The sequence below is a fragment of the Vibrio sp. E150_018 genome, assembly GCF_053544035.1.
This window is the reverse complement of the sequence record NZ_JBHGNY010000007.1, coordinates 148571-168979: the sequence shown is the minus strand read 5'-3', so window position 1 is coordinate 168979 and position 20409 is coordinate 148571. Positions and strand designations below refer to the sequence as shown.

Sequence of the window (20409 nt, the reverse complement as noted above, 5' to 3'; positions counted from 1 at the left end):
CACATCACCATTTTCAGACATGGTCGGGGTCATGGTGATGTCAAGAACTGGGTTGCCCTCGCCATCCACACCGGTGATGGTGATCACACCATTGTCATCGGTCGTCATGCTGAACTCGACTGGATCGCCACCGTTGATGGTGACTTCTGACATCTCATTTTGTAGAGCGGCTTTACCCGCTTCGCTTAAACGCAGTGAGCCTGCGACCAAGTTATCACTTGGCGATGCGATCGTGATTGAGCCATGGCCTTCTACAGGGTATGTCTGGACAGGGTTGCCATCCGCATCCACAGCTCCAGTATCAACATCACCTTCGATGACATCGACCGTATCACTCACATCCGGAGCATTCGCGCCGTCATTAATCACGATATTGATGGTACCGTTAGCGGTATCACCATCGTTATCCGTACCAGAAACATTCAACGCAATGTTGGTGATGTCACTGTCATCTTGATCAATCGGTTGGTATTGCGTCACCGTGTAATTACCATCCGCATCGATGGTCACGCTCATCACAGGGTTATTATCAACATCCAACAAGGTTAACGTGCTTGGATCCTTTGCCAGTGCCGCAGTATCAATGTGAGTCGCTTCACCATTACTGGTGATGCCAGTGAGAGACGGTTGACTTGGGTCAAAGACAATTTGGTCAACGTAATCACTGCCCTGGTCAAATTCAATGCTGCCATTGGCCGTTTGTTCACCGTCATTTTCAGTGATCTCAGCAATCTCGGTATTGTCACCAAAACTTGGATCTTCACCATCAACAAAATTCACCGTGATATCAACATTTGAAGTATCACCATCGGTGTCATCAATTTCTAGCGGTAAGTCAACCGAAATAGTGTCATCATTATTGGTGATAAGACCGGTTGTATCTCCAGTACCCTCTTTTTCATCAAGCGGTTGATATTGATTGACATCGGTGACAACCGTCACATCACCATTTTCAGACATGGTCGGGGTCATGGTGATGTCAAGAACTGGATTTCCATCACCATCGACTGCAGAAATGGTTACCACACCGTTTTCATCGGTGGTCATGGTAAATTCAATTGGCTGACCATTATGGATCGTAATTTTACCCATTCCAGAAACTAGCTGGGCTTTGCCTTCTTCACTTAAACGTAATGTAGAAGGATTTAAGTTATCATCTATTGCAGTAATGGTAACGCTACTCGTGCCATGTACAGGATATGCGTTACCTGCTGCTGGGTTTTCCAGATCGCCCTCAGCTATTGTGACAACGTCACTAACATCAGCAGCATTCTCACCATCTTCAATATTGATAACAATTGTACCGTTAGCAGTATCACCATCATCATCTGTTGCAGTAATACCTAAATTTAGATTTATTATATCGTCTGCATCCTGGTCAAGTGGACCAGTGGCTTGAACGGTATAAGATCCATCGGTCTGAACCTCAACAGTTAAAACTGGTTCGCCATTAATATCTGTTACAATTACTACATTACCATCAACGGTATATTCTGTAGGTTCACCATTGCTCGTTAACCCTTCTAATGAGGGTTGGTTTGGATCAAACGTAATAGTGGCAATTTCATCACTACCAAGATCCAATGGTACTTGGCCATCTACAATTAAATCACGGTCATCAGTTTCATTGATCGTGGTGCCTGAGTCGGTACCAAATTGTTCATTGGCACCATCATTAACATCAATTTCGATATTAATCGGTTCTTTGATTTCATTACCATTGATATCCATCCCCGATACTGGGAACTCAATATGAATATCATCCCCTTGATTACTCACTATACCTGTGGTGTCACCTGAAATATGATCGATAGGTTGATTAACCGTTGTGGTAATAGAAACGGTTACATCACCGTTGGGTAGGGCAACGAAATCAACATCAAATGAAACGACTGGTTCACCATCTTGCATACCCGTGAAAGTATTGGTTTCCGCATCGTAAGTAAATACAACAGGTTCACCACCTGATGTGATCTCAGAATTTAATTCACCAAGTAAAGAATCTACGCTTTCTTCCGGGATATAAAACGAATTTGGATCAAGAGCATAGGTACCTTTTTCAACTACAACCGAAGCTATACTTTCAGTTGGGTAACCATCACCACTGTCTAAATCACCTTCTGTAACTTCAACGGCAAGGTTTTCACCACCGTCAGCAATAAGAACGCCTCGTTCATCTTCTTCATCACGGTATTCACGTTCAAAACCTTTAGTATCGTATCCCGCGTGAGTTAAAACAGCGTCATAATTGTAGTCAATCGATACAAAAGAGTTATTAGCGGTGTCGCCCGCGCCCTCACCTGCTGCTGGTGCTTCTGCTTCTTGAGTTGGATCTTGTCCTGCCAAAATACTTTGCTGAATAGCGGCAATATCATCAGTTTGATTTGATTGAGAACCTTGTTCATCCGAATTTACAGGGTTCATAATATCTTGACTAGGATCTTGCAGGTTCATTACCGAGCGTTGGATATTCGCAATATCCGATTCAGTAAAATTCGCATTTTGTGCATTTTCAGCGTTAATTTGAACTTGTGGTCCCAATGTAGTCGCCACAGGCCCAGTTGCATTTGGTACAATAGATACGGTCGATTGAGTATTATGGATGTGTACTTGTTGTCCTTGTCCAGAGACAGTTACGTTTGCCTCTGGAGTCACCAATAAAACCTCATCAGACTTCAACTGATAATTTCCTGTAACCAACACAGCTCCCTGACCAGCTTTAATGACAAAAACTGAACCACTTTCAACGTTAACATTGGTGACATTTGAAGAAGGGATATTATTTTCCATAGATAACTCAATCTGTTAGTTGATTGTTTCCTTAAAAAACCAGGATAAGCCAATCTTATATTTATAGGAATTTAATCTTAAAGCAGCAATAAACAAGCTTAAGCAAAAGTAAGAACACCTCTATATTTATATCACAATAGAGGTTAAACAATAGTTCTGCTAGATAGAAATAAAACGATTGTAATTATACCACTAACAATCGTTTCATTCAATTTATTCACTGTTTTAACCAATCCAAACATCATGTAGGTAATGTAGGACATAACAGTCTATAATCATTAATATATTCGCAACTGTGAATATAGGTGACTTAAAGCATTATTTCTATATAATATAAATTAAAAGATGTCATCATTTATCGCAGTGATTATTCTTACAAAGTTGATGATAAAATAGTTCATCACTAACGCATGACTAACACAACACTATCTATTGGGTAATAAGCTTCGCTTGCTCTTGGTAATTCAATGAAAAAAAAACTCACCACCGAACAACTAGACTTCGTCGATGATAAGTCATCAGCATTAATGCTAAGCACCACTTATACGACCAAAATCATGCTCTGGACAATCGTGGCTTTTTTTATTATCGCGATCATTTGGGCATCTCTGACTAAGCTTGATAAAGTAACGACAGGAACGGCTAAAGTTATTCCATCCACTCAGATGCAAGTGATACAAAACCTTGAGGGTGGTATTGTTAAACAAGTGCTTGTTCGTGAAGGCCAACCGGTTAAAAAAGGCCAACGTCTACTTTTAATTGATGACACACAAGCGCGCTCTGACTTTCAAGGCAAAGCTTCTGATATTGCCAATATGCAAGCCGACCAATTTCGTCTAAAAGCACAAATTTCTGCCGTAAAAATTGATACGAAAAAAGCGAAGCAAACCAGTAATTGGGAAGATAGCGTTATTGTAGATGAGTCAATTCTTCCTATGTTCGATGAAGATTTTGCAAAAAAGCACCCAATATTGGTTACTCGTCAGTTAAGTGAATATCAAGGTAACGTGTCTAACCTTGAGAACCAATTGTCAGTTGCAAGACAACAGGTCACACAAAAACAACGTGAACTAGATGAAAACCGCTCACGTTATAGAAGCCTACAAAGTAGTTATAATGTGGCAAGTCACGAATTTAATATAACAGAGCCATTAGCAAAAGATGGCGTGGTCCCCGAAATTGAATTGTTAAAATTACGTCGTCAGTTGATTGATACTCGTCGTGATTTGACTTCAACCAAAATGCAGATCCCGGTTGCTGAATCTGCAGTCCATGAAGCGATATTAAAATACTTAGACATTGCTCTAAAGTATCGTAGTGATAATCAAAACGAATTAAATAAGGTCAGTGCACAATTATCTAGCCAAAGTGAATCTCAAGTTGGATTACAAGATAAAGTAAACCGCACCGTCGTTACCTCACCTGTTACCGGCACTATTCAAAAAATTTATATCAATACTATCGGTGGAGTTATCCAGCCTGGTATGGATTTAATCGAGATTGTACCAACAGAAGATACCTTACTCATTGAAGCGAAAATTGCCCCTCAAGATATCGGTTTCTTACACCCTGGATTACCAGCATTAATTAAATTTACCGCCTACAACTTCTCTACCTACGGTGGCCTTGAAGGTACGGTTGAAACAATCAGTGCAGACACGATTCAAGATGACGAAGGTAATAGCTTCTACCAGGTTAAAATTCGAACCAATGAAAGTGCTTTAACCAATAAAGACGGAGCATCCTTACCAATTATTCCTGGTATGACTGCCTCGGCCGATATTATTACCGGCAAACGCACCGTAATGGGCTACCTATTAAAACCGGTTCTCAAAGCCACCAATTCTGCACTAAGAGAACAATAAGCATCATCAAGTCATTATAACGATTTCTGCAAGTTGGTTTTCAGTCGAAAAAATCAGTTTATCTCTCTTGGTCTATTACCATAATTATTTAATGAGAAATGATATGACATTGTACAAACAGCTATTAACTTGGAGTATGGGGATTTTTATCACTATATCCGTAGTTTTATTTGCCCTTGAATTCCATCACACGCGTAACGACTTAATCGAACAACAAACGGTTCGCTTCGATGACACATTAAATGCTGCCACTTTTGCTCTTTCACCTTATCTACAAGGTGACGATTTAGAAGAAGCTCAAACTATTATCAAGAAAATATTTGATAATCATAACTATCAATCGGCAACTCTGATATCAATTACATCGAGTGAAGCCATTAAGCTCAATTTCAAAGAACCCAAAGATTCTATACCTAGTTGGTTTATGACATTATCGAATATTAAACCTATCCAGAAAACGGTACAAATCAGCTCTAACTGGCAACCATTAGCCAATCTAAAAGTAATCAATCGCCCTACCTTTGTTTATGAAAAGCTGTGGAATAACACTAAATCTATTCTTTTTGCTCTAACATTTTGTGGCGTGATTCTGATTGTAGGATTATCGATAGTATTCCGTCGAATTTTAGTACCGTTACAGATTATCCAAGTTAGCGCTCAAAATCTTGCTAACAATAAATTTGATGAAGTATTGGAAACCTCTAAATACCGAGAATTAAATGATGTCGTTTCAGCATTTAATCAAATAACCAAGCAACTGCGTACACACTTTGAACAACAATCAGAAGAAGCAAACAAACTACGTGTTCGTGCGTACCAAGATCCAGTATCAGGATTGGCTAATCGCAAATACATGATGACTCAACTTAAATCTTGGATTGAAAGCGGGTCAACAGGTGGTATTGCCCTTCTCAAGGTCGATCAACTTGATGACGTGTATGAAAAAGAAGGATATATCCAAGGTGATGAACTGACTCGTAGCTTTGCTGCATCATTAATGGAAATTTCTTCAGATGAGTTCAATATTGCTCGTTTAAACAATTCTGAGTTTATGCTATTAGCTCCAAACATATCAGATGAAGATATGCTTGAGTTGGGTCGCGCTATGCTTAACCGTGTCGCCGAATTACAAAACGATCCACTTGATATTGCCCCACTTCAAGCTGCTGTTGCTTTAATTATGAAGCAAACTGACGACAGTATTTCAGATCTCCTTGCTCGCGCTGATAACGGCTTAGTACAAGCTCGTGCTAATCGCGAAGAACCAATGATCTTGGTTCTTGCAGACAGTGATGAAAGCCAACCAAACTTTGGTAAACAACAATGGAAAGCCATCGTAGATGAAGCCATTGCTAATAAAGAATTTATTTTCAACTACCAGAAAGCTATCGACAGCAATAATCAAATGCTCCACCAAGAAGTATTTGCTGCTATACAAAAAGACGACACTCGCTATTCAGCAGGTAGCTTTTTGAATGCCCTTGAAAGCCTAGATAAAGGCCAAGACTTTGATATGTACATCATCGACGCAGTATTTGAACAAGTCGATATGTACGATCCGAAATATCCAATTGCAGTTAACTTAACTCAAAGCAGTGTTAATGATACTGGCTTTATGCGCTGGTTAAGCCAAAAAATGGAAAGCAATCCTGAATATGCCAACCGCATATTGTTTGAGATTCCTGAAATTTGCTTTATTAAGCAGCCAGATAACACCAAACTACTGTGTAACATCATTACTTCACATAAATACAGTTTTGGTATCGATAACTTTGGTCATAACTTTGGTTCGATTGACTATCTCAATGCCTACCGCCCTGCTTATGTCAAATTGGATTTTGCCTACACTACTCAAATAGATGATAACGAAAAAGCAGATGTTGTTTTCTCCATTGCACGTACTGCCGCCAACTTATCAATCACCACTATTGCTTCTCGTGTAGAAACAATAGAACAGAAAAACAAACTGATCGAACTCGAACTTGGTGGTTTCCAAGGTTTTGTTACTGAGCAAATTAATAATGTTACTGAAGGTCAGGCATAATGAATACCATAAAAGATCCGCTATTAAATTCGCTCGATTATATCAGTCGTTATTACGGCCAAGCCAATTCACCTGACGCGCTCGTTGCAGGCTTACCACTCAAAGATGGTTTACTAACTGTACATTTATTCCCCCGCGCTGCAGCAACCGCGGGCTTAAATGCTAAGCTTGAAGAGTTGCCACTTAATGATTTACCACCACTACTTTTACCGGTAGTTGCATTGCTTAAAAATGGTGACGCATGCGTTATCTTGTCTGTCGATTACGAGAAGAACGAAGCTGAAGTAATCTTGTCGCAAAATGATGACAACACTCAAGAATGGGTTCGTTTAGAAGAACTTAATAAACAATACACAGGCCAACTATTTTTGGTTAAAAAGAGCTTCCGTTACGATGAAAGGTCCCCTGAAGTTCTGAAAAACAACGATGGTCATTGGTTCTGGAGCACGCTGTGGCAATCACGTAAAATTTACCGCGACGTATTCATTGCCTCGATCTTAATTAATATCTTTGCCATAAGTGCCCCATTATTTTCACGCTTAGTATATGACAAAATTGTTCCTAACCTGGCCTATGACTCACTTTGGGTACTAGCTGTTGGTGTTTTTATCATCTTCATTTTTGATTTTATTTTAAAAATGATGCGTAGCTATTTCTTAGATGTGGCGGGAAAGAAATCGGATATTTTGATTTCTTCAAAAATCTTTAGTCATGTAATGGGAACTCGTCTAGAATCTAAGCCCCCTTCCGTTGGTGCTTTTGCAAGACACATGCAAGAATTTGAATCAATCAGAGATTTCTTTACCTCTGCTAGTATTACCACTCTAATTGATTTGCCATTTGCTCTGTTATTTATGCTCGTAATTGCATTCATTGCAGGCCCATTAGCTATAGTTCCTTTAATTGGTGTGATCATTCTGATCAGTTACAGTTTTATTGTACAAAAGCCATTAAGACGCACTATTGAAGAAGGTTCTCGCTTAGCTTCACAAAAAAACTCAAATCTTATTGAGAGCTTATCTGGTCTTGAAACATTAAAAATGTTTGGTGCTGAAAGTCAGTATCAATATCGTTGGGAAGAAGCCGTTGCCCACATGGCAAACTGGAGCTTAAAGTCTCGTCGTCTTACAGATTCACTGCAAAATACAGCGGGGTTTGTTCAACAATTTTTGAACGTAGCAATGATCGTTGTCGGTGTTTACTTAATAGGAAATGGCGACCTAACCATGGGTGGTTTAATTGCAGCTACCATGCTAAGTGGACGTGCAGTTAGCCCGATGATACAAGTAGCGATGCTATCAACTCGCTATAACCAAGCCAAATCTGCGATGGGTATTATCGACAACTTAATGCAAATGCCAACTGAGCAAGAACCGGGCAAGCGTTATATCCACCGTCCGATTATCAAAGGTAAGATCCAATTTGATAATGTGAACTTCACCTACCCGAATGCAACCTCGCCTTCGTTAAGAAATATTAACCTGACAATTAATCCAGGTGAGCGCATTGGTATTATCGGTCGTATTGGTTCAGGTAAAACGACGTTAGAGCGTATCTTGATGGGATTATACCAACCAACCTCAGGTACCGTTTTAATTGATGATACAGATATTAAGCAGTTACATCAGATCGATATACGCCGTAATTTAGGTTGTGTACCGCAAGATATTACTCTGTTTTACGGTAGCATTCGTGACAACATTGCACTTGGACGCCCTCTTGCCAGTGATAAAGATATCATTCTTGCCGCTGAACGCGCTGGCGTAACAAGCTTTACACAAAAGGACAGCGCTGGTTTAGAAAAACAAATTGGCGAAGGTGGTGCCGCTTTATCTGGTGGTCAACGTCAAGCGATTGCCATTGCACGTGCACTATTAGGTAAACCACCAGTAATGATCATGGATGAACCAACCAGTAGTATGGATAACCGTACGGAGATGTTCATCAAGCGCCAATTGCGTAACTTTAATAAAGGTGAAACTCTAATCTTAATTACGCATAAAACTGGCATGTTAGACTTAGTCGATCGTTTAATAGTCATGGAACAAGGCCAAATCATTGCCGACGGCCCTAGAGATAAAGTATTACAAGCACTTCGCTCTGGAAAGTCACAGAAATCAGCACCGACTGTTGCTAAAAAATCACCAACACTAGAGGCCAAAACAAGTGATGCTGCACCTTCTGCTTCCGAGCCAAAACCAAGCGAAGATCAGGCGCAAGCAGCAACTAGTACTGTTTCTAGACCAACATCAGCTACGGCGACCAAACAAACAACGACAACCAATAAGAAGAAATCTACCATTCAAACAAGGCCGATTTAACAAACATACAACTAATTTATTCGCATGATTTTGTCTAGACTGATATGATTTAAACAAAATCATGCGTTTAAATTTGTATATTCAACACCGTTTATCAGTTAAAGGGTATATTATTTTTTCTAAATACCCTGTAATATCGTGTAAATCTAAATTTTTGTCCGTTTTCGGCTTTATATACCCTTTCCTTAACGCTTAACTATCTAGCATGTTAAGAGGATGATGATGATAAAAACTCCAAAGATAAATAAATTAGCCATTTTCCTTGGTTGCCAATTAATCGCTCTGCCAACATACGCGCAATCTCTTGAACAAGCGATTGCCAATGCATTAGCAACAAACCCAAATATTCAATCAACCTACAATGAATTTATCAGCCAAAAAGAAACCAGCCGAGCCTCAACTGGTAAATATTTACCATCGGTCGATCTTGAAGCTGGTGTCGGCTATGAAGATTATGACAACAGTGCAGGCTCTCAAGGCGAATACAACCCTCGCTACGCTCAAATCAGTATTCGTCAGTTAATCTGGGATGGCTCAAGCACTTATAACGATATAAAAAGAACAAAAGCAGAAGCTGAATCTCAACGCTATCAATTACTCGCTGATGCCCAAGATATGGCATTATCCACTACTGAAGCTTATATTGATGTCATTCAAGCCCAAGAGGTGGTTACCCTATCTCAAGCAAACCATGATGTTCACATGCGTATCTATCGTGATATCAAAAAACGTACAGATTCAGGTTTAAGCTCAACGGCAGATCTCGTTCAGGTTGAGGGACGTGTTGCACAAGCCAATACCAACTTACTTTCAGCTCAAAGTAACCTTAACGACAAAATTACAGCATTTGTAAGAATAGTTGGCTCTTACCCTCAAGATTTAAGAAAACCTAAAGTTGATGATACTTACATCGCTAAGTCGCTAAATGATGCGCTTGAGAAAGCCAAAGCCAATAACCCAACTATGTATTTGGCTTACCATGATGTGCAAGCCGCTCAATATCAATACGAACAAACCAAAGGCACTATGTTACCGACATTTACTGTCGAAGGCTCACAGAAATATGGTGATGAAATTGACGCATCTGATGGGGATACTGATGAGCTTAAAGTAATGCTTAAAATGAACTACAACCTGTACAACGGTGGTAGTGACGCAGCAGACAGTCGTTCAGCTGCCAGCCAAATCAGCAAAGCGAAAAATATTCGAGATAACGCCTACCGCTTATTAGAAGAAAGCACCCGTTTATCATGGAGTGCCAAAGAACTGGCGGAATCACAAGAAAAGTTTCTTCAACAACACGTAGATTCTGCGGCAAAAACCATCATCGCTTATGAGAAGCAATACAAAATCGGTAAACGAACCTTATTGGACCTATTAAACACCGAAAATGAGTTATTTGAATCTCGTAAAGCTTATTTAAGCGCACACTATTCTGGTATTATTGCTGATTATCGCCTATTGAATTCAACAGGTCTGCTTCTGAATGAGTTACGTGTTGCCATCCCTGATGAATGGGCTCGTTCGTCTAAATAAGGAAATATTATGAAAGCATTAACTCTTTCTTTATTGGTTTTACTATTGGGTGCATGTTCAAACCTAGAATCCGATCCACCGCCAATCGCCTTTCATTCAAAAGATTTGAGCGATTCGGATAATGACGGTGTGATTAACGCACGTGATTTATGTGTTAATACTCGTAAAAACGCTATGATTGATAACAATGGATGTCCTACTGTTGTACATTCAGAAGAAGAAAATAAACTACATATTTTATTTGCTAATGATTCAACCGTGATTCCCGCAGCTTATGATAATCAGATTAAGAATATAAGTAACTTCTTAGATAAATATCCAAAAACTCATATTGTTCTTAATGGTTATGCTAGCCCAGTAGGCCCAGCAGAACACAATAAATACCTATCTATACAGCGTGCAGCGAATGTCTATAAAGCCTTGGTTGCAGCAGGTGTCAGCCCTAAACGCATACAAACTATAGGTTACGGTGACAGTGATCCAATTCAAGCAACATCAAGAGAAGAAACTATGACATTAAGTCGTCGTGTTACTGCTTCAGTGGTAGGGATGGATAGCAGCGTAGTAGAAAGCTGGACTATCTATGATCAACGTAAAGATTAAGAAACCTTTTCTCTCTTTTTCGCTTACCGCCTGTCTTTTCTTAATTTTGTTAATCATGTCAGTGAGAGCTTCGGCTCTCACTGCTATTGAACAACAAATCATCACCTTCAGTCATGAACACTTTGGACAACGTGCTGGCTTACGAATAAAAGCATGGCTAGAGCTCACTCATCACTTACAGAGTCACTCCCCCTCTCTACAATTATCTGAAGTGAATAACTTTTTTAATCAATTAGTGTTTATTGATGATATAAAATTATGGGGTGAAGATGATTATTGGGCAACACCAATACAGTTTCTTAATGCTGGCGGTGGAGACTGTGAAGATTTTAGTATTGCCAAATATTATACCCTGCGAGAACTAGGGGTAGATGACGAAAAATTACGATTAATCTATGTAAAATCACTGACATTAAATCAATTTCATATGGTCTTGGCCTATTATGAAACGCCAAGTTCAATGCCTTTAATTTTAGATAATATTGATAGCGAGATAAAACCGGCCAGTCAAAGAAGCGATCTCGTTCCTGTCTATAGTTTTAACGCCACTAACTTATGGATCACAAAGGGAGGCGCTGCCGGAAGCCAATCAATACCGGCTGGTAATATTTCCAATTTAAGTATGTGGCAAAAATTGCGTAAGCGAAGTCAACATGACACTCATCACCCTATTATAAACTTGGATCAATGATGCTATGAGTCTATATAATAAATTCCAAATTTGGTTATCGATAATCTTCTTGATATTAACGACATCAGTTTTTGGCCTACTACTCCACTCTAGCCATACTTACCTGAAAATTCAGCAAAAAATTGAGATGACAAACATGATCAGCGCATTGAATATTGCGCTAACACCATTCATTCATCAAAAAGATAAAGTGGGTTTAGAATCTGTCATAAATGCCTCTTTTGATAGCGGCTTCTACGGCTCTATTACTCTCAAAATAAATAACAACAATACTCAAATTCAACGCAAGGCTCTTAATCAACAATCTGACTCACCAGAATGGTTTCAAAAAATCGCGCCTTTTGAAGAACTAACCGAATCTCGCGTATTAATGGATGGCTGGATGCAAGCAGCCACCTTAACCGTCACCAATAATACGGCAACAAGTTATGACCAACTGTGGTCGCTGACTCTACGCTTACTCACTGCATTTATTATTAATTCAATATTTGCTGCAATCTCGATGATCATCATACTTCGAGTCATGTTCAAGCCATTAAAAAACATACAAAAGCGTGCGAATGAAATTAGTTTAAATAAGTTTGGTGACCCTATTCCTCAAGTCAATACTCGTGAACTCTCTGATGTAATACAAGCAATTAATTACATGAGCAAACAGATTGAATCTCATTACTTACAGTCTGCAGATGAAGTAAGGCGCTTACGTATGCGCGCTTACCAGGATCCTGTTTCTGAGCTAAGTAATCGTGAATATTTCATCACTCAGCTTGAACCATGGTTAACTTCTAACACCCATGATCATTGTGGTCTATGGTTAATGAAAGTTGATATAATTGAAGATGCGTATGAAAATAAAGAATTTGATAAAGCCGATAGCATGGTTAAAGAACTTGCTCAAAAATTAAGTTCTTTAGTTGATGGAAGAAGTACTTTTTCTCGTTTTAGTCGCTCTGAGTTTATTTTGCTGGTTCCTCATTGCCATTATGATTATTTAAACCAAGTTTCAGAGACAGCACTCAATCTCGTGAATGAATGGCAAGCTCACAAGTTAATTGAAGATAACTCAGCATATATTGGGATGATGATCTTACATGAGCAAACAGATATGAGAACGGTTTTCACTCAACTTGATAATGCCCTAACTCAAGCGCGTCAACAAAGCGGCATAAAAGCATTTTTATTTAATAAGAATGCAATTTTGCCAGAATTCACTAAGGGTAAAATTGAATGGCAGAACTTTGTTAAACAAAGTATTGAAAATCAACAAGTCAAAATTCGACTTCAACCGGCGATTAATAAAGAACAACAAATTCTACACTATGAGGCCTTTGCTTATATTGAAGTGGATAATATTATCTACACAGCCAATCATTTTATTACTACGCTAGAAGGTACTGATATAGCCTACCAATTCGATAATCATGTATTAACGCTTGTAAGTAATCAATTGGCTTCTAACCCAAGCAAGTCACCGATTGCAGTTAATATAAGTAAAGATAGCCTTCATAATAGTCAATTTGTTGTCTTCTTAACTCAAATGTTAAAAGCCAACCCCCAACTCAGTGAGATGCTAATATTTGAGCTTCATGAAGTATGCTTCACTAAACATCTTGAAGAAACTAAAGTCATTACTCAATTACTGCTCCAACATTCGTTTAGGTTTGGTATTGATAACTTTGGTCATAGTTTCAACTCTATCGATTACCTACATCAAGTTCAACCAACTTATGTCAAATTGGATTTTGCATATACTAACCAGTTGGAAGATCCAGCTAAATATGATGTTCTAGCTTCCATGACTCGTATCGCCAGTAACTTAGGGATTGGTATGATTGCAACTCATGTAGAGGATTTAAAGCAAATTGAACAATTAGTTGAGCTTGATATTAACTATTTCCAAGGGTTCATAACCGATAAGCTAGAATTAAGCGGACCATAAATAAACAGAAAACCCCCTGACAGAAAATATCAGGGGGTTTCTAGTGCTAGATTATATTGATTAGGGCTTTAGATATTAAGCTCGACTAATCATCAGCCTTTAACACAACATCATCAATAAAGACCTCTGTTTGAAGGGCTATATCACCATTCATGTCGATATTTTCAATACTGTTAAGATGGGTTATTGCATAAACTTCCAACGTTGTGTTACTGCCTGAATTAAAGGCTAATTCCACTTTACGGAAACCATTTGTATCATCGCCATCAGAACCAATATCATCATTGGTAAATGTCTTTGTTCTTATGATGTTGCCAGCTAGAGAACCCACACCCATATCTTTCACACCCAACTCAAGCAAGTTTGGTGACTCATTGCCTTTTTCATCACGATAATAAACCGTCAAAAGGTAATCAGTATCTGGTTCAATATTTGGAATAATTTGGCTTACACCAGGTCCCGCTTGTAGTATTGAGCTTTCATTGATTGAAGGGTAAAACAAACGAAGAGAACCCGGATCACCAGAAGCAGTAATATTCGTTGCCTCAACCGCACCTAAACCTAACTCTGGTGTAGCATGTACCAACCAAGCACCGCTGCTGTTGTTATTTAAAGCAAAACGAGTAAATGCACCATCAGCAACTTTTCCCATAGCGGGTACCGGCGTAGTATTTACAGGTGCTTTATCCGAGTTAGAAGAGCATCCAGCAAGCGCCCCTGCAATAGCTAAAGCTAAGTAAATTTTTCTCATATTATATTCCCTTTCACACGCGATGAAATTGTTAACAAACCAGTCATTTAAGCCAAATTATAGTTAACTAAAATTCATTAGTCATAATTCTTACCATTTTAACGAAATTTATAAGAAATATCTCCTATTATTAGAGATTTGTTATCATTTAAATAAATCATAAACAAGTCAGTTTTTATTCGTTATATTTACAGTAAAGCTCAATAGCACCACTACACTGTATTAAATAACTACCCACAATAAGCACCAAAGGAAATAGCTATGATTCTTAATGCATTTAATTTAGAAGGTAAAGTAGCCATTGTGACTGGCTGCAACACAGGTCTTGGTCAAAGTATGGCATTAGGCCTAGCACAAGCAGGTTGTAACGTAGTGGGTGTTAATCGAACTGCACCAGAAGAAACCATAGAGCTAATGAAAGCAAAAGGTCGTCACTTTCTTGATGTACGAGCAAACTTATTATCTCTCGATGACATTCCTACTATCATCGAGAAGGCATTGGCTAAATTCGGTAAAATTGACATTTTAGTTAACAACGCGGGAATCATTCGCCGTGAAGATGCTATCGAGTTCTCAGAACAAAACTGGGATGACGTGATGAACATCAACTCTAAAACGGTCTTCTTTATCTCTCAAGCGGTGGCTAAGCAATTTATCACTCAAGGTAATGGTGGCAAGATCATCAACATCGCTTCTATGCTATCTTTCCAAGGTGGAATTCGGGTGCCTTCTTATACTGCTTCCAAAAGTGCACTTATGGGAGTTACGCGTGCAATGGCAAATGAATGGGCAAAATACAACATCAATGTAAACGCGATTGCCCCAGGTTACATGGCCACTAACAATACTGCTGCGCTACGTGACGATGAAGAGCGCAATACTGCGATTCTTGAACGTATTCCCGCGAACCGTTGGGGCAAGCCAGAAGATGTAGTTGGCCCTTGTATATTCTTAGCATCTGATGCTGCAAATTACATCAATGGCCATACGGTTGCTGTTGATGGCGGCTGGTTAGCACGTTAATAGCATTCACGGTATCACGTGGTGAAGGTTACCCAGTTGAGCGTAAGTAACCACAAGTTCGGAAGGCCTCTTTCTAAAATCTCTTGAGGATTCACCCTCAACACATCGTTATTTACAATGCTTTAATTTTCTGTTGTGTTTAGGCATAAATACCCCCCATAATTGTATATCTATTGGGGGGTATTTCATTATTTTGGCAGTGTTTTGTTTATCTGGTTTCTAAAATCGGATTAAATACCTAACGCTTGTCCGCCACCGATTTGAATCGTTTCAGCAGTGATGAATGATGCATCTTCGCTTACTAAGAATGCAATCACTGATGCCACTTCTTCTGGTTGACCTAATCGACCAAGCATAATGCTGTCTTTCCAAGAAGCGAAAACTTCTGGCTTAGTTGCTTTAATTTGAGCGTGGAATGGTGTATCGATTGTACCTGGAGAAACTGCATTTACACGGATGCCAGCAGGAGCAAGCTCTTTAGCCAATGCTCGAGTTAAGGTATGCACTGCTCCTTTAGATACACCATAAATACCAGCACCAGGGCCACCGGCATTCCAACCTGCATTTGAAGCGAAGTTAATGATTGAACCGCCTTCCGCTTTCTTCAGATATGGGATCGCAGCACGAGAAACAAAGAATGCACTATCAAGGTTAAGCGCCATAACAAAACGGTAGAAGTCCGTTGTCATGTCTTCCATTGGGCTACGACCACCTAGGCCTCCCGCATTGTTAACGACAACATCAAGCTTACCGTATTTTTCACCAATTGCAGTGATGTTTTCAGTAACCGCTTTATCATCAGTTACATCAAAACCATAATATTCAGCTTCAATGCCTAGTTCTTTTAATTCTGCTACTCGCTCAGCGCCTTTGTCATCTTCGATACCGTTAAGGACAACCGTGTAGCCATCAGTACCAAGACGTTTTGCAACTTGAAAACCAATACCGCCAGTTGCGCCAGAAATAAAAGCAATTTTTTTAGACATAGTCATTCTCTCTTTAGTCATCCATTTATAAATTTTGCTTGGTGAACAAGATTCATCACCAAAACATCTAATCTTATTGTATGACAAATACTGAGGTTTTCAATTTTATTTATCATGGAAAGCTCAAAAATGAGATCTCAGCCAAGTATCCGGTTGACTAAAAAGACACATCTCCTGCTTTAAAATGTTATTTAAGCATCATTATATTGAAATCTAACACTGGTAAGCTTTGGTCACAGTGCATAATTTTTCCTCATGGTAAAAAAGAGATGCTGATCGAATCCACTCTATTATTAGTGTCAATTTCGTGATCTATGTTGCTTAAGTCACAGAAAGCGACTTTATCTTTCTTCATTTGATTGCTAAACCAAATCCATACCTATAGAATTATTTCACTTAGCTATATAATAATACAATTGGAGAGATATGATGACTAAACCTGTTATTGGTTTTATCGGCCTAGGCCTTATGGGCGGCAACATGGTAGAAAACCTACAAACTCGTGGCTACCAAGTAAATGTAATGGATCTTAATAAAGACGCTGTTGCATCTGTTTTAGCTCGTGGTAACGCAGCAGAAGCATCATCTGGTAAAGAACTTGCTGAAAAAAGTGACATCGTAATGCTTTGCCTAACAACGTCTGAAGTTGTAGAGAAAGTAGTATACGGTGAAGCAGGTATCCTAGCGGGTATGTCTGAAGGCAAAACACTAATCGACTTCGGTACTTCTATCCCCGCGTCTACTAAGAAGATTGGTGCTGATCTTGCGGCCAAAGGCGCAGGTATGATCGATGCTCCTCTTGGTCGTACTCCAGCTCACGCTAAAGATGGTCTACTAAACATCATGGCAGCTGGCGACATGGAAACGTTCAACAAAGTTAAACCCGTTCTTGATGACCAAGGCGAAAACGTATTCCACCTAGGCGCTCTAGGTTCTGGTCACGTAACTAAGCTTGTGAACAACTTCATGGGTATGACGACGGTTGCAACCATGTCTCAAGCATTCGCAGTTGCAAAACGAGCAGGCGTTGACGGCCAGCAATTATTCGACATCATGTCTGCTGGTCCTTCTAACTCTCCGTTCATGCAATTTTGTAAGTTCTACGCAGTAGACGGTGAAGAAAAACTAGGTTTCTCTGTTGCAAACGCAAACAAAGACCTTGGTTACTTCCTTGCACTATGTGAAGAGTTAGGTACAGAGTCTCTAATCGCTCAAGGTACTTCTACAAGTCTACAAGCAGCAGTTGATGCTGGGCTTGGTCAAAACGATGTACCCGTTATCTTTGATTATTTCATGGGTTTGAAAAAGTAATCAATTCATAACGCAATAACTTGATAACACATTTAAGCTGCAATATAAGCGATTATATTGCAGCTTTTTTATGCACCAAGCAAAGGTCGATGCTTACGTTGTTGATAAGTCAATGCCAGCGCTAAGCAATGTTGAATAGCGGCTTCAGGCAATGGTTTTGATAACGACAACACGATGGCTCGGTTCCCCTGAAACTCTAATTCTTCACCATACAACTCTCGGAAGGTATCTATTAACTTAGTTTGGCAATGAAAGAAAAGATAATAATGATTGGGTGATTTCAGTTTCCAGTCCATTCTTATCGGTGTTCCCATCTTGCTACAATAGCTTGGTTCGCCCCATTTCAGCGACTCCTCCACTTCGCCTAACTCTAGATCATAAGCCACTTTAAAGATCAGGCTTCCAACGCTTCTAATCGAATTCGAGCACTTTCAGGATATTCATCAAAACGTTCTTTGTTTAATTTGTTCATTTGATCTCCCTATATAACCTAGTTGCTCAAGATGCAGGTTCCCTTGAGTTTAAATCACTATTTTCATTCACACTTTTTATTAAGCCTTATTATCGCGAATAGTATATACCCAAAGTAATTGGAGTTGCAGTGAGGCGACAAGTGAATGAAGCCCCATGAGTTTAGCTTGTCTAAATGATTGGGGTGAATGATCGCCGTCAACAAAGCTGCAGCTTCAAGTACGAAGGATATAGACGTAAAAAAGGCACTGAACATAATTGAACAGTGCCATTGAATTTTAAGAGGTATTAATCAGCTAGTAACAAAATTACTTACCTGTGTATTTACCATGTGATTTTTCTAGTTTATAGAATGTCGCTTGAACATAATCATTTAAGTCACCCGTGATATTTTGGTTATATACGCCAGCTTTAAAGTACATATACTTGCCACCCACATCATAACCGCTTTCACTCATATCAACGACTTGTTGCACGTCTTCTTTACCATCACGCTTAACTGTAACTGTTAGAGTATTACCTTTAACTTCAATGCGATAAGTAAATTTCTCACCTAAAGCAATACCATCATCGCCGATTTCGCCCGTCATACCACCAACAAGGTCATAAAACGCATCTGTGCCTTTTAGAGTATTTTCGTGAGCAAAATAAACTGTACCTGTATTTTGGTTTGGCAGTTTACGGTAGTACAAGCGGATTGGTTCATCATCTTGATCATGGATCTGACCAATAATGAAACGACCTACTTGGCCTGCTTCACCTGAAGTGGTCGTGTGGTCAATTTTTAATGTTGCTTCAAGAACACCATCAACACCGCCAGCTGCTTTTTGATCTTCAACTGGTGCAGAACTAAATACCCAGTTGTTTTTATTTACACCTTTACTTGAAATCGATTCGTCACCTTTACGTAGCATTTCACGCATTTCAGTACGAGCGTACTTAGTGTTTTTCGAAGTACGAACACCTTTAATGAATGATTTAAATACTAAACCACCGTCAGCAGCTGTATAGAATACATCTGGGTGTTCATAACCATTTGCCAAGTTCCATTCAGAAACATCATCAGGACGGCCGTTACCATCGTGGTCAAATGGTTGAGATAAGTACCATTCGGTTAGATCAAAGTTTTCGCTTGGCTTATTACCCGCTTTTGGCGTTGCTGGCAAACCCGTTACCGGAGATAGTGCTCTTCTTGTGTCACATTTAACACTAGTATCACATGGGTAAATCGCTGGTGCACCGAAATTACCTTTACGTAAGTCTTTACGCGCTTCTTTCTGTGCCGCTGCTTTTGCCGCCATTTGAGCGATCATTGCTTGTTCAGCTTTTACCACATCATCAGTAATTACTTCTGAAGTTGGGCAAGAGTTTATTGAACAATTAAGTGCTGCAAATTCAGTCACACTGTTCCAGTCATTACTGCTGTTTCCATGGCCAACATATTTCACATAGCGTGCCTTTACTGGTTCAAAATCAAAACGCTCTAAACCAATTACACGACCTGAGCTCTCTTGATCTTTCAGAACGGGTGTCCAAGTTTTACCATCAACACTCACAAGAACATCAAATTTACTTACTCGTTTATTACCCTTACTGAAAGCCACACGCACGGCATCAAATTCATGAATAGAGCCATAATCAAACATCGCCCATTCACCATCCCCATTTGCAGACCAACGAGTTGTAATATCTTGGTCAAATAGACGGTCTGGACTATTACCATCATGGCTGCTTGCATCAATAGCGGTTGGAGTCAAAATAGCAACACGAGGTCCCTCTTGTTTTGCTGCCATTTCCGCGGTTTTTTGAGCATCGGAACCATTCGATGAACAGCCCATCGCTAATACCACAGATGAAGCCAGCAAGCTTTTTATAAACAAATTTTTCATTTCTACGTCCTTATAAAATGAGATAAAAATCAAAGATTTATTAGTTAATAATTTTATTTATTATATTAATCAAATAAACAAATTAATTATTTCATATTCTTATAATACAAATAAGATCGTAAATATAAAAACGAGAGCAAGATCAGATATTGCAATAGATTTAAACTCAAAATGTTGGATTAGATCTTA

Annotated in this window: 13 protein-coding genes and 1 pseudogene; 9 read left to right on the top strand and 5 right to left on the bottom strand. The window is 39.3% G+C overall.

What is annotated here, in order from left to right; translation table 11 throughout:
* A partial coding sequence (locus tag ACE3G9_RS09440; protein ID WP_449218994.1) for a retention module-containing protein occupies nucleotides 1-2790 on the bottom strand: 2790 nt, incomplete at its 3' end.
* A gap of 467 nt (nucleotides 2791-3257) precedes the next feature.
* Here ACE3G9_RS09440 and ACE3G9_RS09435 point away from each other — a divergent pair.
* The 7 genes from ACE3G9_RS09435 (at nucleotide 3258) to ACE3G9_RS09405 (ending at nucleotide 13789) form a co-directional block, all read left to right on the top strand.
* Complete coding sequence (locus ACE3G9_RS09435) at nucleotides 3258-4655, top strand: HlyD family type I secretion periplasmic adaptor subunit (protein WP_089139924.1); 1398 nt, start codon at nucleotides 3258-3260, stop codon at nucleotides 4653-4655.
* A gap of 103 nt (nucleotides 4656-4758) precedes the next feature.
* The gene (locus tag ACE3G9_RS09430; protein WP_417880881.1) at nucleotides 4759-6699 is read left to right on the top strand and encodes a bifunctional diguanylate cyclase/phosphodiesterase; all 1941 of its coding nucleotides are present in this window, start codon (nucleotides 4759-4761) and stop codon (nucleotides 6697-6699) included.
* 8 nt (nucleotides 6700-6707) lie between these two features.
* Nucleotides 6708-9020, top strand: a complete 2313-nt coding sequence (locus tag ACE3G9_RS09425) for a type I secretion system permease/ATPase (RefSeq protein WP_089139929.1) — start codon at nucleotides 6708-6710, stop codon at nucleotides 9018-9020.
* A gap of 222 nt (nucleotides 9021-9242) precedes the next feature.
* Nucleotides 9243-10556, top strand: a complete 1314-nt coding sequence (locus tag ACE3G9_RS09420; protein ID WP_417880882.1) for a TolC family outer membrane protein — start codon at nucleotides 9243-9245, stop codon at nucleotides 10554-10556.
* Between the two features lie 9 nt (nucleotides 10557-10565).
* Nucleotides 10566-11159 (top strand): OmpA family protein, encoded by a 594-nt coding sequence (locus ACE3G9_RS09415; RefSeq protein ID WP_417880883.1) that lies wholly within the window; start codon nucleotides 10566-10568, stop codon nucleotides 11157-11159.
* Nucleotides 11140-11850, top strand: coding sequence for a transglutaminase-like cysteine peptidase (locus tag ACE3G9_RS09410; protein ID WP_417880884.1), 711 nt, complete (start codon nucleotides 11140-11142; stop codon nucleotides 11848-11850). The genes ACE3G9_RS09415 and ACE3G9_RS09410 overlap by 20 nt, the downstream gene beginning before the upstream one ends.
* Before the next feature lie 4 nt (nucleotides 11851-11854).
* Nucleotides 11855-13789 (top strand): bifunctional diguanylate cyclase/phosphodiesterase, encoded by a 1935-nt coding sequence (locus ACE3G9_RS09405; RefSeq protein WP_417880885.1) that lies wholly within the window; start codon nucleotides 11855-11857, stop codon nucleotides 13787-13789.
* Nucleotides 13790-13874: 85 nt separating this feature from the next.
* Here ACE3G9_RS09405 and ACE3G9_RS09400 read toward each other — a convergent pair whose 3' ends face one another.
* Nucleotides 13875-14540 carry a hypothetical protein gene (locus tag ACE3G9_RS09400; RefSeq protein WP_417880886.1) on the bottom strand — a complete coding sequence of 222 codons (666 nt, stop codon included), beginning with the start codon at nucleotides 14538-14540 and terminating at the stop codon, nucleotides 13875-13877.
* Between the two features lie 261 nt (nucleotides 14541-14801).
* On the opposite strand from ACE3G9_RS09400, the gene kduD reads away from it, so the two are divergent.
* Entirely contained in the window at nucleotides 14802-15563 is a 762-nt protein-coding gene (gene kduD / locus ACE3G9_RS09395; protein WP_449218993.1) for a 2-dehydro-3-deoxy-D-gluconate 5-dehydrogenase KduD, read from the top strand.
* A gap of 230 nt (nucleotides 15564-15793) precedes the next feature.
* Here the strand turns inward: kduD and ACE3G9_RS09390 are convergent, their stop codons facing one another.
* Complete coding sequence (locus ACE3G9_RS09390) at nucleotides 15794-16549, bottom strand: SDR family NAD(P)-dependent oxidoreductase (RefSeq protein ID WP_417880888.1); 756 nt, start codon at nucleotides 16547-16549, stop codon at nucleotides 15794-15796.
* Between the two features lie 429 nt (nucleotides 16550-16978).
* On the opposite strand from ACE3G9_RS09390, the gene ACE3G9_RS09385 reads away from it, so the two are divergent.
* Nucleotides 16979-17860, top strand: coding sequence for an NAD(P)-dependent oxidoreductase (locus tag ACE3G9_RS09385; protein ID WP_417880889.1), 882 nt, complete (start codon nucleotides 16979-16981; stop codon nucleotides 17858-17860).
* A 68-nt stretch (nucleotides 17861-17928) separates the two neighbouring features.
* On the opposite strand, the pseudogene ACE3G9_RS09380 reads toward ACE3G9_RS09385, so the two are convergent.
* Together ACE3G9_RS09380 and ACE3G9_RS09375 are read right to left on the bottom strand one after the other, a co-directional pair.
* Nucleotides 17929-18332: pseudogene (locus ACE3G9_RS09380) on the bottom strand (DUF1801 domain-containing protein).
* A gap of 307 nt (nucleotides 18333-18639) precedes the next feature.
* Nucleotides 18640-20220, bottom strand: a complete 1581-nt coding sequence (locus ACE3G9_RS09375) for a polysaccharide lyase family 7 protein (protein WP_449218992.1) — start codon at nucleotides 20218-20220, stop codon at nucleotides 18640-18642.
* Between the last annotated feature and the right edge of the window lie 189 nt (nucleotides 20221-20409).

What these genes read in the sequence shown, in the direction of transcription:
- ACE3G9_RS09415 (WP_417880883.1), top strand. Translation starts at nt 10,566, where the DNA reads ATGAAAGCATTAACTCTTTCTTTATTGGTTTTACTATTGGGTGCATGT.
- ACE3G9_RS09405 (WP_417880885.1), top strand. Translation starts at nt 11,855, where the DNA reads ATGAGTCTATATAATAAATTCCAAATTTGGTTATCGATAATCTTCTTG.
- ACE3G9_RS09430 (WP_417880881.1), top strand. Translation starts at nt 4,759, where the DNA reads ATGACATTGTACAAACAGCTATTAACTTGGAGTATGGGGATTTTTATC.
- ACE3G9_RS09400 (WP_417880886.1), bottom strand. Translation starts at nt 14,540, where the DNA reads ATGAGAAAAATTTACTTAGCTTTAGCTATTGCAGGGGCGCTTGCTGGA.
- ACE3G9_RS09435 (WP_089139924.1), top strand. Translation starts at nt 3,258, where the DNA reads ATGAAAAAAAAACTCACCACCGAACAACTAGACTTCGTCGATGATAAG.
- ACE3G9_RS09420 (WP_417880882.1), top strand. Translation starts at nt 9,243, where the DNA reads ATGATAAAAACTCCAAAGATAAATAAATTAGCCATTTTCCTTGGTTGC.
- ACE3G9_RS09385 (WP_417880889.1), top strand. Translation starts at nt 16,979, where the DNA reads ATGACTAAACCTGTTATTGGTTTTATCGGCCTAGGCCTTATGGGCGGC.
- ACE3G9_RS09390 (WP_417880888.1), bottom strand. Translation starts at nt 16,549, where the DNA reads ATGTCTAAAAAAATTGCTTTTATTTCTGGCGCAACTGGCGGTATTGGT.
- kduD (WP_449218993.1), top strand. Translation starts at nt 14,802, where the DNA reads ATGATTCTTAATGCATTTAATTTAGAAGGTAAAGTAGCCATTGTGACT.
- ACE3G9_RS09410 (WP_417880884.1), top strand. Translation starts at nt 11,140, where the DNA reads ATGATCAACGTAAAGATTAAGAAACCTTTTCTCTCTTTTTCGCTTACC.
- ACE3G9_RS09375 (WP_449218992.1), bottom strand. Translation starts at nt 20,220, where the DNA reads ATGAAAAATTTGTTTATAAAAAGCTTGCTGGCTTCATCTGTGGTATTA.